This is a genomic window from Pseudomonas fluorescens HK44 (assembly GCF_000217955.3).
Taxonomy (GTDB): domain Bacteria; phylum Pseudomonadota; class Gammaproteobacteria; order Pseudomonadales; family Pseudomonadaceae; genus Aquipseudomonas; species Aquipseudomonas fluorescens_AQ.
In genome coordinates, this window is the sequence record NZ_AFOY02000004.1 from 448,999 (window position 1) to 464,948 (window position 15,950).

Sequence of the window (15,950 nt, forward strand, 5' to 3'; positions counted from 1 at the left end):
GGCCGGGCTTTATGTATGGTGTAAAAGGTAATGCAGTGGTCGTGCCAAATCGGGGGAGGGTGCGGTTTTGTTGGGTTTTGGTCCGTTATTCAGTGCCTGGATTGGACTTTTTGCACCAAATCAAAGCGTGGCGCCCAGTCATGGCGCGGAGAAGACCTGTGGCGAGGGAGCTTGCTCCCGCTCGAGCGCGCAGCGGTCGCAATTGGCCACGTATATTGAGCCAAGCTAAATGCGATCATAGTTTTAGGGTCGCTTCGCAACCCAACGGGAGCAAGCCCCCTCGCCACAGGGAGTCATGTTTGACTCAGGAATGGAGTAGCAGATACAGCAGCACCAGATTGATCAGCAACGACACCAGCGCCAACGTCCGCCACACTTTCAACGGTTCACGCTCCAGCAACGGCCTGGGGCGCACGCTCAAACTGCGTCGTTCGCCTTGTTCCAGCAGCAGCAACCATTCCTCTGCCGTTTCATAGCGTTGCGCCGGGTCGGCGCATACCGCTCGTTCCAGACTTTGTCCCAGCCAGTCGGGTAAATCCGGCCGATAACGATTGGCGTTGATGGGCAGGCCAAAGCGCGGACGTTGAAAGGCTTCGATTTCCCCGTAGGGATAATGCCCGGTGGCCAGGTAATAAAGCGTCACGCCAACCGCATACAGATCCTGTTGCGGCGTCGGTGGATTCCCATTGAACGCTTCCGGGGCGATATAGCTCGGAGTGCCCGGCAGCGCGTTCGATTGGTCTTCGGACAAGCCAGTGCAGTACGCCAGTCCGAAATCCAGCAGCCGTAACTCACCGTCTTCAGCCAGCAGCAGGTTTTCCGGTTTGATGTCGCGATGGAAGATCTGCCGCCGATGCAGCATGCCCACCGCCCTTAGCAAACGTTCGGCCAGTTGCTGCCATTGGGGCAGCGGCAACGGGCCGTTTTGCGCGAACAGCTCGGCCAGGGTCACCCCTGGATACTCGCGCATCACGTAATACAGGTGCTGACGTTGCGCCGCCGGGTGAACTTCCGGAAAGCTTCGACCGGCAACGCGCTTGAGAAACCACTCTTCAGAGAGCAGCGCCTGGGCGGCCTTTGTGTCGTTGCTCAACGGTGAGGGGAGTGTTTTCAGTAACCAGGGCTGTTGCTGCCCATCACGGACACGGTAAATCAGCGACTGCTGGCTCTGCCCGAGCAGTCTCTCGACGTGCCAGCCTTCGAAGGCCTGGCCGGGTTTGAGCGGCGGCGGCAATGGCCATTGCTGCAGTTGGATCAGCGTATCACCGATACTCGTTTCGCCAAGGGCGTCGACTCGTACCAGCAGCGCGCTGGCGTTGTCCTGACTGCCGGCCAGGTGAGCGGCGTTGACCAGGGTTTGCGCCGCGCTGTCGAGGTCGGGCTGATCGCGCAGAATGGCGGCGATGGCGGTGTCGCCCAGCGTCGCCCAAACGCCGTCGCTCAGCAGGACGAAACTCTCGCCCGCGCGCAATTCGCCGTCGAGAAAGTCCAGTACCAGATGCTGATCCAGCCCCAGTGCGCGCTTGAGCACATGCTGCATGCCCGGTTGTTCCCAGACATGGTCCTCAGTGATGCGCTGCAACTGGTTGGCGTGCCAGCGATACACCCGACAATCGCCAACATGCGCCAGTGTGAAGCGACGACCGCGCAGCACCAGTGCGCTGACGGTGGTGAGCAATGGCTGGCCTCCGCCATTGGCCTGCAACCAGCGATTTTGTGCCAGCAGCAGGCGGTCCAGCGCTTGCGCCACAGCCCAGGTTTGCGGTGTGGCGTAGTAGTCGAGGGCCAGGGCCTGCAAGGTTGTCCTGGAGGCGAGCCCGCCGTCGGCGCATTGACTGACGCCGTCGGCGATGGCGAACAGAAACCCCTTGCTCGCCGCCAGTTCAGCGGCGGGCGTGACCAGGCGCAGGGCGTCCTGGTTTTCATCCCGTGGGCCGATGGCGCTGGCCTCGGCGAAGCTCAATTGCAGGCTCATCGGTGCATCATACCCGCGCTGCAGTCACAGCGGCCGAACCCCACGTGGTTCTCCAGCGGCGTTTGACTCCGTGCAAGCCAAACCAGGCCAGAACACCGAGGCTGGCGAACAACCACAAGGCCATCTGATAACTACCGGTGCTCTGTTTGATCGCACCCATGCCCGCCGCGAGGGCGAAACCGCCGATGCCGCCCGCCATGCCGATCAACCCGGTCATCACGCCGATTTCGCGGCGAAAGCGCTGCGGCACCAACTGGAACACCGCGCCATTACCCGCGCCAAGGCCGAGCATGGTGCAGACGAACAGCGCCAGTGCAGCGTAAGAGCTGGGCAGGTTGAAACCCACGGCAGCAATGCAGGTCGCGGCCAGCGTGTACATCACCAGCAAGGTGCGAATACCACCGAATCGATCCGCCAGTGCACCACCGAGTGGCCGCATCAAACTGCCGCCGAACACACAGGCTGCGGTGTAGTAGCCAGCGGTGACCGGGCTCAGGCCGTATTGGTCGTTGAAGTAGCCGGGCAGGGCGCTGGCCAGGCCGATGAAACCACCGAAGGTCACGCTGTAGAAAAACATGAACCACCAACTGTCGCGGTCACCGAGGGCCTTGAAGTAGTCGGTCATGGATTTGGCTTTCGGCCGTTCAGGTGCGTTTTTCGCCAGCCAGGCGAAGATGATCAGCGTCAGGATCAGCGGGATCAGCGCGAAGCCAAAGACGTTGCTCCAGCCAAATGAGGCCGCCAGCATCGGGGCGATCAGCGCGGCGAATACCGTGCCCGAGTTGCCCGCGCCGGCGATGCCCATCGCCTTGCCCTGATGCTGTGGTGGATACCACTGCGAGGCCAAGGGCAGGGCGACCGCGAACGAGGCGCCGGCCATGCCGAGGAACAACCCGAGCAGCAGCGCTTGTTCGTAGCTGTGGATGCCCAGCTTCCAGGCGCCGAACAGGGCGCAGATCACGATCACTTGACCGATCAGCCCAGCGGTTTTTGGTGACAGACGATCCGCCAGCAGTCCCATCACGAAGCGCAAGAACGCCCCGGCCAGAATCGGCGTGGCCACCACGAGCCCGCGTTGCTGGGTAGTCAGGTGCAAGTCGGCGGCGATCTGCACCGCCAGCGGGCCGAGCAGGTACCAGACCATGAAGCTCAGGTCGAAATACAGAAAGGCCGAGAAGAGTGTCGGGGTATGGCCGGATTTCCAGAAGCTTGAATTCATCGCGCACCTCAGCTGTAAAGAGTCTCGAAGGGAGTCATGAGCTTTGCGGTGGCGCGCCGCGACGGCCGCACCACCGGCCCCGGGCTGTGGGGCCAAAACGAAAAAACGCCGCAACCCGCTGCACTTGCGCGAAAGGGGTGTGCGACGTCTTTGTCGTAGGTGGGGCAACCGCCGTTGGTTACCTGTGTGGTTTACGTAGCGAGATCTGTGCCAACAGGCGCTAGAAGGCTCAGCCCAGCAACTCACTCATGGCAATGATCTGCTCGGCGACCTGGATCAGCTTCTGTTGACGGCTCATGGCCTGGCGGCGCATCAGGGTGTAGGCCTGCTCTTCATTGCAGTCCTTCATCTTCATCAGCAAGCCCTTGGCCAGCTCGATGCGCTTGCGCTCGGCCAGTTGCTGGTCGCGGGCCTGGAGTTGGGCACGCAAGGCCTGATCGCTTTCAAAGCGTGCCATGGCCACGTCGAGGATCGGTTGCAGGCGCGCGGCATGAATGCCTTCGACGATGTAGGCGCTGACGCCGGACTTGATCGCCTGGCGCATCACATCCGGGTCGTGCTCGTCGGTGAACATCACGATCGGCCGAGGCTGGTCGCGGCTGACCAGCACCACTTGTTCCATTACATCACGGCTCGGTGACTCGGTATCGATCAGGATCACGTCCGGACGCACCGTTTCGACGCGCGCAGGCAGGTCGATGGTCAGGCCTGATTCATCGATTACCTCGAACCCGGCCTCAGTCAGTGCCGCTTTGAGGCGCCCGACCTTTTTCGCCGTGTCGTTGATCAGCAGGATACGCAACATGTTTGAAGCCTCCTGTCAGCGGCTGGCGAGAAGAGCGGGGGTGTCGGCCATGGCATGCAGCTTGAAACTGCGGGCATACGCCGCCGGGTCCGAACCATTCCATATTTTACCGTCGATCAACTGACTGCTGCGCATTTCCTGATCCCGGGCCGCGATGCCCAGCGCGCTGGCGGCATCGCTATAGACACCGAGTTGCTGGACCTGACGCGCCACATGCAGATAGTCCGGGTCTTCGCGCAGCAAGCCCCAGCGCCGGAACTGGGTCATGAACCACATGCCGTCGGAAAGGTACGGCACGTTGACGTCGCCGCCACCGTGAAAGCGCAATGCGTGAGGGTCCTGCCAGCGATTGCCCAGGCCATCGGCATAATCACCCAGCAAGCGTGGTTCGATGCAGTCGAGAGGGGCGTCCAGATATTCGGCGGCGCTCAACAGTTGTGCGGTGCTGCGGCGGTTCTCCGGGCTTTGTTCAATGAAGCGACTGGCCTCCAGGATCGCCATGACCAGCGCCCGTGCGGTGTTAGGGTATTGCTCGACGAAGGCGCGGGTGCAGCCGAGGACTTTTTCCGGGTGGTCGGGCCAGATGGTCTGGCTTGTCGCCAGGGTGAAGCCGAGGTTCTGCTTTACCGCACTGGCGCTCCAGGGTTCGCCGACGCAGAAACCGTCGATCCGTCCGGCCTGCAAGTGCGCAACCATTTGTGGCGGTGGCACCACGACGCTGTCGACATCCTGCAACGGATGGATGCCCTGGCTCGCCAGCCAGTAATACAACCACATGGCATGGGTGCCGGTGGGGAAGGTCTGGGCGAAGGTGAGTTTTGGGCGACTTTGGTGCACGTGACGTTCCAGCGCTTCAGGACCGGTCACGCCCAGCCCTTGCAGTCCATGCGAAAGGTTGATGCTCTGGCCGTTCTGGTTCAGTCCCATCAGCACGGCCATGTCCGTCGCGGCGACGCCGCCGATGCCCAGATGCACGGCATAGATCAAACCATAGAGGCTGTGGGCGGCATCCAGTTCGCCACTGACCAGTTTGTCCCGCAGGTTGGCCCACGACGATTGGCGCTTGAGGTTCAGCGTCAGGCCGTAGGGCTGGGCGAAGCCTTGAGTGGCTGCGACCACCATCGAGGCGCAGTCGCTGAGCGCCATGAAGCCGAGATTGATTTCGGTCTTCTCCGGGGCATCGCTGCCATTGACCCAGGCCAGCGGGCCGATCGAGTGCTCATTCATCGCGTCTTCACCTTGCAAAAAAAAACGTCGTCCCGGTCCCTGCGCGAGCAAAGCCGGGTGACGACGCCATTGTCCTTCCACCCACGCCGCCGGTGACATGAGTGCTGATGACTCTGTTAGTGCAAGGCATATGCCAGCCCCGGGTTTCATCAGCTTTCCATCAAGATTGAAAGGCCTGCACCGCTCATCCTGAGGACCTTCCAACACTCGTCGCCACAGGAGGCAAGCGTGCAGATCAATCGACTTTCCACTCCACCATTGGCTGACATTCGTTCGGACGAACAAGTGATGTTCGTGCGCGTCGGCGAGCAGGCGGTGTGTCTGACGTTGGCAGGCTGTGCACTTTGCTGTTGTCTGCCAGCGGGCTGGCAGGGGTTGTTGGCGGTTCACGGCGAACTCGACATGACCGATGGCGTGCAGATACAGCCGATGCCCGAAGCGTGCCTGGTGAAACTCCAGGTCTTTATCGATCGGGGCGCCGGGATGATCGACCAAGGCCCACGACTGGCACCGTGGGCCGCGCTGCCGGTGACGTTCGAGACCATTGAGTCCGACACGCTCCGGGAGCGTTGGTACATCGAGCAGGCCTTGCACGGCGGTTTGTCCTACCGGGCCTTTGCCAGCGTGTTGCGTCATCACGAAAACTATTGGCTCGTGCAGTTTCTGCTTGAGCAGGGCGGCAGCAGCGAAAAGCTGGTCTGGCTGGCGCAACGCTACGGGGTGTCGGTTTCACACTTTCGTCGATTGTGCCGACAAGCGCTGGGAGGTGCGACCAAACCGGCCTTGCGCGCCTGGCGTACGGCTCAGGCGCTGCTGAGCATGAGCCTGGAAGATCGTTCGTTAACCGATGTGGCGCTGCAATTGGGCTACGCCTCTTCTTCGCATTTCTCCAAAGACATTCGCGAGCTGGTGGGTTTCGCGCCCAGCAGCCTGGCGGATATCACGCACCTCTCAGGCAAGTGAGCCGATGACTTTTCGTTTTCTCCCGGCGCGCATTGCACGAGCGGTGCTGTGCGGTGTCCTGGTGTTTGCTCCGCTCCCGATGTTGGCTCAGGCCGAAGGTTTTGTGGCCCGAGAACAGAGCCTGCGGACTTTTTTCGCCGAGTTGTCCGGGCCCTTGGGAAAAGCAGTGATTGTCAGCAAGGCGGCCGCCGCCAAGCGGATTTCTGGCGAGTTCGATTTGAGCTCGGCCCAACAGACGTTCGAGCGAATTGCCGGACAAATGGGCCTGATCTGGTACAGCGATGGACAGGCGATATACCTGTACGACGCGTCTGAAGTGAAAAGCTCGGTGGTGTCGCTGCAGACCCTGACGGTGGACAAGCTCCAGACCTTCCTGCAACGCTCCGGTTTGCAGGACGTGCGTTATCCACTGCGCAGTGATGGCCTGCGCACGTTCCATGTTTCCGGGCCGCCCCTGTATGTCGACCTGGTTCTGCAAGCCGCACGACTGATGGATAACCAGCGTTCGGAGCTCTTGCTGGGCAAGCAGCAGATTGGCGTTATCCAGGTGGTCAACACGTTTGTCGGTGACCGCAAATACGAAATTCGCGATGACAAGGTCACGCTTCCGGGCCTGGCTACGGTGATCGAGAGGTTGCTGCGGGGCGAGCAGGGCGGGCTCGAGCCGACGGTGGCGAAAGCGTTTGCACCGAACCGCCCTGGCGCGATGCCGGAGTTTCCACTGGAAGGCTTGGCCACGTTGCCGTCGGATCAGGATCCGACGGCGCCGCGAATCCTTGCGCGGGAGATGGCGGCCGGCAATATTCGGGTCGTGGCTTATCCGGACACCAACACGTTATTGGTCAAAGGCCTACCGGAGCAGGTACGTTTTATCGAAAACCTGGTGGCGGTCCTCGACCAACCCAAGCGGCACGTCGAGTTGTCGCTGTGGATCATCGATCTGCACAAGGACGAACTCAATCAGCTGGGCATCAATTGGCAAGGCTCGATCAAGGTCGGCGGACAATTCGCGGCTTCGCTCAATGCGGGCTCCGCGACCACGCTGGATGGCGTGTCGTTCGTGACCCAGGTGATGGCGCTGGAACGCACGAACCGGGCGAATGTAGTCGCCCGGCCAGTGATCCTGACGCAGGAAAATGTTCAGGCGATTTTTGACAACAACCGTACGTTCTACGCGCCGTTGGTGGGAGAGCGCAGTGTCGATTTGCAACACGTGACCTACGGCACGTTGGTGAGCGTACTGCCGCGTTTCGCCAAGGCGGACGAGATCGAAATGTCGCTGACTATCGAGGACGGTAACGAAGTCGAAAAAACCGGCGAGGGCGGGCACGCAAGCACACTGCCAACCGTCGGCCGCACACGGATCAGCACCGTGGCGCGGGTGCCACAGGGCAAGAGCCTGCTGGTCGGCGGTTTTACCCGCGATGACCACAGTGAACAGATCGGGCGGATTCCGGTGTTGGGCTCGATCCCCTGGATTGGTCGGTTGTTCACCTATCGCCAGAGCCGTTCGGCCAATACCGTGCGGGTGTTTTTGATCCAGCCCAAGGAAATTATCAGCGCCCTGGAGCCTGAAGCCCCGGATCCTGGCACTCGCCTGATGACCCCGGAGCAGCATGAGCGGGTGCGGCGTGCCTACTTTCGCGCGGCTGAACGCTGATGCTGCCGATTGGTTCCATGGGCGGACGGGCCGCCCAGGCACGCCTGAATGCAGAAAAGGCCGCCGCGCAACCGCAGCCGCAAGCTGAGGCAGCCGTGGATCTCGACGAGACCGGGACGGCGGCCCTGGTGCAGCGAATGGTGCAAAGCAGCGACGAAATGTCGGCGGCGATGACGCAGTTTCGTGGTCGGCGACAGTTCGAGCTCAAGTCCGAATCCCTGGCTGACAACTTCGAAAGAGTCCTGGAGGACGACACGGTACCCAAGGCGATGCAGGTGCTCGCTCTGGCGCGGCTGGCGGACAAACCGCTTGCCTGGTTGTTGCAGATGGTGCGCAGCCTGTTTCCCGATGACAGTGACCTGGTCCTGGTGCTGCGTGAATTGTTGCGCCGTAAAAAGCTCGACCAGGCCACCCGCCAACGGCTTGAAACCTTGTTGCAGACGGTCATTGCACAAGGCACGCCCAAGCGCATGAAAGCGGGGATCAACGGGGCGCTCAAAGCCAGGATGTTCGGCGCGACCATGGCCGTTAAGGCGCGAGCACTGCGTGAAACCTATCGCGATTTTCTGGAGAGCGACGAAGGCCCCGTCAGTTGCTACGAAGACTGGGTCGCGTTGTTCGGTCCGGCCCAGCGTATGACGGTGCTGGCCTTTATCGAAGCCGCGTTGTTGACCGATATCGACGCCCAGGACCCCAGTTGCTCACGCGCCGAGTTTGGCCGGTTGCTGGTCAAGTTGACCGACCTGAAGCGGCTGCGCTCCGCGGAGGGGCTGTTTATCGCCGGCCTGCTGGGCGATGAATTGATTTGCCGACACAACCCTCATGAGATCGATTGGCTGGTGTTCCTGTTCGGCCTGTTGCGCTACCCCGATGACCTCGATCAGTTACTGCTTGGCGTGTTGGGTGAAAGCCTGCTGCTGAGCCTGCACCGTGAGCGTTCTTCGTTGCTGCAGGTGGTGCGCCAGTTCAGCGTGAAGTTGCCGTTCGAGCTGTTTCCCGATGACGACGCCCCCTTGCGCCTGGCGCAGCAGTTCACCCACCTGGCGGACATCGCCTTCGCTCAGGAATGCATCGAGCGGCGACGTGTCGCCGCTGGCGCCTGAGTATCCGAGGACCCTGATTTTCCATGCTCAATCAATTTTTGCGTAATGTCGGCGCGCGCCCGGAGCTGTTGATCCTGTCGCTGATGGTGATGATCATCGCGATGCTGATCATTCCGTTGCCGACGGCACTGGTCGACTTTCTGATCGGCTTGAACATCGTGATTTCGTTGTTGGTGTTCATGGGCTCGTTTTATATCGAACGCATCCTCAGCTATTCGACATTCCCGGCCCTGCTGCTGTTGACCACGCTGTTTCGGCTCGCCCTGTCAATCAGTACCAGCCGTCTGATCCTGAGCCAGGCCGACGCCGGGGACATCATTGCGTCCTTCGGCGAATTCGTGATCGGCGAAAGTCTGGTGGTGGGTTTCGTGATTTTTTCCATCGTCACGATTGTCCAGTTCATCGTGATCACCAAGGGCTCGGAGCGGGTTGCCGAAGTCGCGGCGCGTTTCTCCCTGGACGGGATGCCCGGCAAGCAAATGAGTATCGACGGCGATCTCAAGGCCGGTGCCATCACCGCCGAAGAGGCCAAGGAAAAACGCAGCGTGCTGGAACGCGAGAGCCAGTTGTACGGTTCTTTCGACGGCGCGATGAAGTTCATCAAGGGTGACGCGATTGCCGGCATCATCATCATCTTCGTCAACTTCATCGGCGGCATGGCCATCGGTGTCGGGCAACTGGGCATGGACCTGTCCACGGCGTTGTCGACGTACACGCTGCTGACCATCGGCGATGGCCTGGTGGCACAGATTCCGGCATTGCTGATTGCCATCGGTGCGGGTTTTATCGTCACCCGGGTCAATGGCGACGACAGTAACCTGGGCCGCAATATGCTCGCCCAGATGCTCGGTAACCCCTTCGTATTGGGCGTTACCGCCCTGCTGGCAGTTGGGGTCGGTCTGTTGCCGGGCTTTCCGCTGATGACGTTCCTGGTGATTGCCGGCGCCTTGGGCCTGGTGGTTTTTTCCCGGCATCGCAAGGCCTCCAGGGCTGCAGACCAGCCTGCTGAGCCGCGTCCGGCAGCGTCAGGTCAGGCGCAATCGGAATTGGGCCTGCTGGAGGACGTCGATAGCGTCGCCACGCAAACCGTCCCGCTGATGTTGCTGGTGCCAACCGCGCGTCTGGACGAGCTGATCACGGCGCGTTTGGCGGCGCGTTTTCGCAGCCAGTTCTTCGTTGATTACGGGCTGCGGATTCCCGAGCCGCAGTTGTGTGCCGGTGACACCTTGCCGGCCCATCAAGTGGCCGTGCTGATCAACGAGGTGCGGGCCGATCAGTTCGATATCCATTTCGACCACTGGCGGCTGCTCGATTATTCGCCAGAGCTCGAACCGTTGGGCTTTTCGCTGGTGCGCGGCACCGACAGCAATCGGCTGGGGGGTGTCTGGGTCAATGCCGCCGACAAGGATCGGGTGCAGCAATTGGGCTACCAGCTGCGTCCGGCCTATGACGAGTGCTATCGCTGCCTGGTGACCTTGTTGGCGCGCAATATCCAGGAGTTCTTCGGGGTTCAGGAAACCAAGCAGCTGCTCGACGAAATGGAAAGTCGCTACCCCGATTTGCTCAAGGAGGTGTACCGCCACGTCACCGTGCAGAAGATCGCCGAGGTGCTGCAACGGTTGATCGGCGAGCGAATTTCGGTGCGCAACATGAAGCTGATCCTGGAGTCGCTCGCCCATTGGGCCTCCCGTGAAAAGGACGTGATGGCCCTGGTCGAGCATGTGCGCGGTGCGATGGCCCGGTACATCAGCAACAAGTTCGCACACGGTAATGACTTGCGGGTCCTGCTCTTGTCGCCGGAGTTCGAAGACGTTGTGCGCAAGGGCATCCGGCAAACCTCGGGCGGCAGTTTTCTTAACCTGGAACCGGCCGAATCGGAAGACCTGATCGACCGGCTCAGTGTCGGCCTGGACAGCCTGCACATCCCGCACAAGGACATGGTGGTGCTGTGTTCGATCGATGTGCGGCGCTACATCAAGAAACTGATCGAGGGGCGATTCCGCGAATTGGACGTGATGTCCTTTGGCGAAATCTCCGAAACCATCTCGGTCAATGTCATCAAGACGCTGTAAGGAGAGGCTGTAAATGGGACACCTGGACATTGCCGGACTGCTGCGCGAAGCGCTGTTGTACAGCGGCTGCACCGACAAGCAGCTAGGGCACTTCGATAGTCACAGCACCATTGAAATGCAGATGAAGGACCTGCCCGACATCAACGTCGGCAGCGTGGACGGGGAGGTGTGGGTCTGGGCCGCCGTCATGGAACTGGGGCCCTTGCATTTGAATCATTGTGCCGTCGATCTGCTGCAGTTTTTGCTGCAGGGCAGCCCGTGGTCGCGCAGTGGGCAACTGCATTTGTGCCAGGTTGAGGGGCACCTCGAACTGCGCCTGATGAGCAACGAGCAAGCCTTGAGTGATGCGCAGAATTTCGCGCAAGCCCTGGACGCCTTTGTGGCGGCGATGGAAGAGCTGCTCGGCATTCTGCGCCGATGACCGGCCGGCTGGAGCGAAGCGCCGCCCACCCCTTGCGCCTGAGTGGTCCGCTGCTCGAAGCGGCGCTGGTCGATGTGGTCATCGGTGAGGTATGCGACGTTCGTCAGCACTGGCGTTCACCGCAGGTGACGGCCAGGGCACAAGTGATCGGGTTCAAACCCGGGGTCGTGCTGCTCAGTCTGTTGGGGGATGCCCGCGGGCTTTCCCGTGAGTCGATGATCGTGCCGACGGGTTCGGTATTGCGCCTGGCCTGCAGTCACGCCTTGCTCGGCAGCGTGGTCGACCCGGATGGCAAGATCGTCGAGCGACTGGTGCCTTCCACGGCGTTCGAGGCGCAGGATTATCCGGTGGACGCCAACCCACCGCCGTACCATCAGCGCCGACCGGTGGCACAGCCGTTGACGACGGGTATTCGAGCCATCGACGGCTTGTTGACCTGTGGCATCGGCCAGCGCATCGGGATTTTTGCGGCTGCCGGGTCTGGCAAGACATCGTTGATCAACATGCTGATCAACCATACCGAGGCGGACGTCTTCGTCATCGGTCTGATCGGTGAACGGGGCCGTGAAGTGACCGAGTTCATCGAGCACTTGCGGCAATCGGACAAACGCGCGCGCTGCGTGGTGGTGTTCGCCACCTCGGATTTTTCGTCGGTAGACCGCTGCAACTCCGCCTTGCAGGCCACGACCATCGCCGAGTATTTCCGCGACCAGGGGCAACGCGTGGTGCTGTTGCTGGACTCGCTGACCCGCTACGCCCGGGCTCGTCGCGATCTGGCGCTGGCAGCCGGCGAAGCACCGGCCCGACGCGGATATCCGGCATCGGTTTTCGATGCCTTGCCACGTTTGCTGGAACGGCCCGGTGTAACGGCGCACGGCAGCATCACGGCCTGGTACACCGTGCTGCTGGAAAGCGACGATGAGCCGGACCCGATCGCCGAAGAGATTCGCTCGATTCTTGACGGGCATATTTATCTCAGTCGAGCCCTGGCCGGCAAAGGTCATTTTCCGGCGATTGATGTGTTGCGCAGCGCCAGCCGAGTGGCGGCGCAAGTGACGGATCCGCAGGTGCAACAGGTGGCTTCGCAGACCCGTGAATTAATGGCGCGACTTGAACAGTTGCAGGTTTTTCTCGACCTGGGGGAATACACCCCGGGCTCCAATGCGGCCAATGACCACGCGATGCAACGTCAGGACGGGTTGAACCAATGGCTGCGCCAAACACCGGGCGAGTGTTCCGCCCCCGCCGAAACATTGCGGAGCCTGAATGAACTCATTGCCTGAGATGCGTCGCCTGCTGGGTTTCAGTGAGTTTCGCCAGCAGCGTCATGAGCAAACCGTGCGGCGTACACAGCAGCAGTTGCAACCGCTGATTGACCAACAGTCGAGCCTCGATCAACACGAGGCTTCGCTGCAAGACCTGCTGGTCAGCCATCGTGCGCAATCGAGTGTGCTGGATCGCGCGCAGCTGCTGGCGTTGCTGCGACGTCAGGCAGTGATCCGCCGCCAGATTCATCTCGTGCGCCTGGAGCGTGATCGCCTGGCGCAGCAATGCGTGGAGATCCGGCAATCGTTGCACGAGCAACGCGAACAGTTGCGCTTGTTGCAGCGCAAACACGGCAAATACGAGCGGTCTTTCGAGCGGTTATCGCGTGCGCATCGGCTCAAAGGGGTGCGCAGAGAAGAAAGAGAGATAGAAGACATGACGGGAGTGCGGCGATGAATGATGTTTCTGCGATTTCACGGCTACCGGTCCAGCCCGTGGAGCCGGACCTTGATGCTTCAACGGATGAACTCAACGACAGCCTGGTGCCCGTTGAAGAGGATGAGTTGCCGCAAGGTGTGCTTGATCTGCTGGCAACCCTGATCTGGCGCCATCGCCCCATGGCGAGAACGGGCAGTAGCGCGCCGCCTCCATCCACGGCTTCTGCAAAGGGGGACGGTGCCGAGATCCCGGTGTCGCAGCCGAAAGATCAATCCACTGCGCAGTACCAACGCCCGGCGTCGTTGTTCGATACACCGCAGCAACGCCCGGCTCTGTGGTCCGGTACACCGCAGCAACGCCCGGCTCTGTTGTCCGATACACCGCAGCAACGCCCGGCCGCGTTGTCCGGTACACCGCTGCAACAACCGGTGCAACCGCGTGTGGCGCTTGAGATCGCAGTGATCGAGGCGGCGGTGCAGGCAACAGGACCTGACGCGCAGCCGCTTGTGAGCGATGGACCATCGTCCGCCGACGAGACGGCAAAACCCATGAGCGATCCTGAGCTGCGCGCAGGGCTGCCAGTCGCTGCGATCATGCGCAATATCCCGGCGGTTGTGCTGCCCGTTGCCGCGCCACCCCAGGCATCGCCGTCCCTCCCACCCCCCGAGGTAGCGCTTGAAGAGGTTGCGGTGTCGAGCCGTGATTTTCTCCAGATTCCGTTCAGCAAAGGCGCTGCCAGTGGACAAGTGACAGTGACCCGGATACCCGGCGAGTCGGCACAGAACCTGTTGCTCAGCCCGAGTTCGGCCCAGGTCTTCGACCACCTCAAGGAGCCGTTTGAACAGGTTCGAGATCCTTACTGGCGACTCACCGATCACGGGGATGAGCCACACCAACAGCCTGACGGCAGGCATCAATCACCGGACGATGAACAGGCAGAACATCAGGAGCGCCCGGCATGAGCGCGCTGGCGTTGCGCCGGGTCAACAGCCTGACGCATGCCCGCTCGCAGGCGGTTCAGCGCTGGCAACTGGCCGGGCATTACACAGGGATGGGCAGGCCTGATCCGCAGCACGAATATTTGAGTTTTTGCGCTTGCAGCGAACGGGGCGACTGGCACGGGCTGATCAACGCTCGGGACTGGTTGCATCACGCGTTACCCCAGTTGCAAGCCTTGCTGACGGTGGAATGTCCGGCACCCCGTATCGCCGAGCTATTGCGGGCGGTGCCGTGTCCTTTTGAGCTGACGGTGGACGCGTTGCACTACCGAAACCTGACGGACGTCGAACTGCTCGATCCTGCACAGGTTCCTGCACAACAACTGCCCTGGCTCGCAACGCCTCAGGGAAGGGTGTGGCTGACGGCTTTGCCATCGGCGCGCCCGGCGACCGAGGCCTTGCATTCGGTGCCTTGGCTGGCCGATTTACCACAGCGCCTGGAACTGATTCTGGGCGTCAGCTACTTGAGTCGCTCAAGCCACGCGCGGCTTGGGCGAGGCGACGTTCTGTTGATCAATGACTCGACCCGCCAGTGTGTGCTGGCGGGTCGCGGCATCGGTTTTTTTACTTTCACCGAAGAAGGGATATGTATGGAAAAGGTCGATGCCGATTCAACCACACAGGCGCCAACCGAACCGCCCGCCAGCACCGATTTGAGCCGTTTGCCGGTGCGTGTGGAATTCGTGCTGGCGACTCACGAGATTGCACTGGGCGAGCTGGCGGCCATCATCGCGGGGCAAGTCATCCCGCTGGCCGCAGAGGCTGCACAAGGCATTGAAGTCCGCGCCAATGGCAAACGCGTTGCACGCGGGGAGTTGGTGCAACTGGACGAGGGATTGGGCGTCGAGTTGCTTGAGGTTTATCGGAATGCCGGCGATGAATGACGTTTCACTGATTGCGTTGCTGGCGTTCGCCTCACTGCTGCCGTTCCTGGTGGCAGCCGGCACCTGCTACATCAAGTTCTCCATCGTGTTTGTCATCGTGCGTAACGCGTTGGGGTTGCAGCAGGTGCCCTCGAATATGGCCCTCAACGCGATTGCGTTGATGCTGGCGATTTTCGTGATGACGCCAGTGATGAAGCAGGGATACGGCTACTACAAGGAGGAACAGGTGGCGTTTACCGACGTTGAATCGGTGGTGAATTTTGCCGAGAACGGTTTGGGCAGCTACAAGAACTACCTGCGCCAGTACACCGATCCGGAACTGGCGCAGTTCTTTGAGCGGGCACAAGCGGCGCAGAGTGAAACCGAGCCCGGCCTGCCCGACGATGAAACGCTCGAACCCTCGCTGTTTTCGTTGTTGCCGGCCTATGCGCTGAGTGAAATCAAGAGTGCATTCAAGATCGGCTTTTATCTGTATCTGCCCTTCGTGATCGTCGACCTGGTGATCTCCAGCATCCTGCTGGCGCTGGGCATGATGATGATGAGCCCGGTGATCATTTCGGTGCCGATCAAACTGGTGTTGTTTGTTGCGCTGGATGGGTGGGCGCTGCTGTCCACCGGTCTGGTCAAGCAATACCTGACCTTACTGGTGTAGAGGCGCTCGATGAACGATCTGGTGTATGCCGGCAACAAAACCCTGTACCTGATTCTGTTGATGGTGGCCTGGCCAATTATTGTCGCGACCGTGGTCGGTCTGGTGGTCGGTCTGGTTCAGACCGTGACCCAATTGCAGGAGCAGACGCTGCCGTTCGGTTTCAAATTGATGTCGGTGGCGGCGTGCCTGTTTTTGCTCTCGGGCTGGTACGGCGAAACCCTGCTTGATTTCAGTCGTGAAGTCATGCGCCTGGCCTTGAGTTAGGCC

At 61.0% G+C, this 15,950-nt stretch carries 15 protein-coding genes; 11 read left to right on the top strand and 4 right to left on the bottom strand.

The window, feature by feature from the left end; translation table 11 throughout:
- Nucleotides 1–304: 304 nt before the first annotated feature.
- The 4 genes from HK44_RS04040 to HK44_RS04055 form a co-directional block, all read right to left on the bottom strand.
- Nucleotides 305–1,975, bottom strand: coding sequence for a bifunctional protein-serine/threonine kinase/phosphatase (locus HK44_RS04040; RefSeq protein ID WP_019689482.1), 1,671 nt, complete (start codon nt 1,973–1,975; stop codon nt 305–307).
- 7 nt (nt 1,976–1,982) lie between these two features.
- Nucleotides 1,983–3,194: a nitrate/nitrite transporter gene (locus HK44_RS04045; protein WP_019689483.1), complete on the bottom strand. Its 1,212-nt coding sequence runs from the start codon at nt 3,192–3,194 to the stop codon at nt 1,983–1,985.
- Between the two features lie 229 nt (nt 3,195–3,423).
- Complete coding sequence (locus tag HK44_RS04050) at nt 3,424–3,999, bottom strand: ANTAR domain-containing response regulator (RefSeq protein ID WP_019689484.1); 576 nt, start codon at nt 3,997–3,999, stop codon at nt 3,424–3,426.
- Nucleotides 4,000–4,014: 15 nt separating this feature from the next.
- On the bottom strand, nt 4,015–5,226 hold the full coding sequence (locus HK44_RS04055) for a CmpA/NrtA family ABC transporter substrate-binding protein (protein ID WP_019689485.1): 1,212 nt from the start codon (nt 5,224–5,226) through the stop codon (nt 4,015–4,017).
- A 228-nt stretch (nt 5,227–5,454) separates the two neighbouring features.
- Here HK44_RS04055 and HK44_RS04060 point away from each other — a divergent pair, with 228 nt between their 5' ends.
- From HK44_RS04060 to HK44_RS04110, 11 genes are read left to right on the top strand one after another with little or no spacing between them, the layout of a single operon-like run.
- On the top strand, nt 5,455–6,189 hold the full coding sequence (locus HK44_RS04060; protein ID WP_019689486.1) for a helix-turn-helix domain-containing protein: 735 nt from the start codon (nt 5,455–5,457) through the stop codon (nt 6,187–6,189).
- A gap of 4 nt (nt 6,190–6,193) precedes the next feature.
- Nucleotides 6,194–7,849 carry a type III secretion system outer membrane ring subunit SctC gene (sctC, locus tag HK44_RS04065; protein WP_019689487.1) on the top strand — a complete coding sequence of 552 codons (1,656 nt, stop codon included), beginning with the start codon at nt 6,194–6,196 and terminating at the stop codon, nt 7,847–7,849.
- Nucleotides 7,846–8,952, top strand: a complete 1,107-nt coding sequence (sctW, locus tag HK44_RS04070; RefSeq protein WP_024264736.1) for a type III secretion system gatekeeper subunit SctW — start codon at nt 7,846–7,848, stop codon at nt 8,950–8,952. Before sctC ends, sctW begins: the two co-directional genes overlap by 4 nt.
- Before the next feature lie 23 nt (nt 8,953–8,975).
- Nucleotides 8,976–11,024, top strand: a complete 2,049-nt coding sequence (locus tag HK44_RS04075) for an EscV/YscV/HrcV family type III secretion system export apparatus protein (RefSeq protein WP_019689489.1) — start codon at nt 8,976–8,978, stop codon at nt 11,022–11,024.
- Between the two features lie 13 nt (nt 11,025–11,037).
- Nucleotides 11,038–11,445: a hypothetical protein gene (locus HK44_RS04080; RefSeq protein ID WP_019689490.1), complete on the top strand. Its 408-nt coding sequence runs from the start codon at nt 11,038–11,040 to the stop codon at nt 11,443–11,445.
- A complete protein-coding gene (gene sctN / locus HK44_RS04085; protein ID WP_019689491.1) occupies nt 11,442–12,728 on the top strand; it encodes a type III secretion system ATPase SctN in 1,287 nt (428 codons plus the stop codon). Before HK44_RS04080 ends, sctN begins: the two co-directional genes overlap by 4 nt.
- Complete coding sequence (locus HK44_RS04090) at nt 12,712–13,167, top strand: hypothetical protein (protein ID WP_020723506.1); 456 nt, start codon at nt 12,712–12,714, stop codon at nt 13,165–13,167. Before sctN ends, HK44_RS04090 begins: the two co-directional genes overlap by 17 nt.
- Nucleotides 13,164–14,111 carry a hypothetical protein gene (locus HK44_RS04095; protein ID WP_019689493.1) on the top strand — a complete coding sequence of 316 codons (948 nt, stop codon included), beginning with the start codon at nt 13,164–13,166 and terminating at the stop codon, nt 14,109–14,111. The genes HK44_RS04090 and HK44_RS04095 overlap by 4 nt, the downstream gene beginning before the upstream one ends.
- The gene (locus HK44_RS04100; protein ID WP_019689494.1) at nt 14,108–15,031 is read left to right on the top strand and encodes a FliM/FliN family flagellar motor switch protein; all 924 of its coding nucleotides are present in this window, start codon (nt 14,108–14,110) and stop codon (nt 15,029–15,031) included. Before HK44_RS04095 ends, HK44_RS04100 begins: the two co-directional genes overlap by 4 nt.
- Nucleotides 15,024–15,683 (top strand): EscR/YscR/HrcR family type III secretion system export apparatus protein, encoded by a 660-nt coding sequence (locus HK44_RS04105; protein WP_024264737.1) that lies wholly within the window; start codon nt 15,024–15,026, stop codon nt 15,681–15,683. The genes HK44_RS04100 and HK44_RS04105 overlap by 8 nt, the downstream gene beginning before the upstream one ends.
- Before the next feature lie 9 nt (nt 15,684–15,692).
- The gene (locus tag HK44_RS04110; protein ID WP_019689496.1) at nt 15,693–15,947 is read left to right on the top strand and encodes an EscS/YscS/HrcS family type III secretion system export apparatus protein; all 255 of its coding nucleotides are present in this window, start codon (nt 15,693–15,695) and stop codon (nt 15,945–15,947) included.
- Nucleotides 15,948–15,950 lie beyond the last annotated feature (3 nt).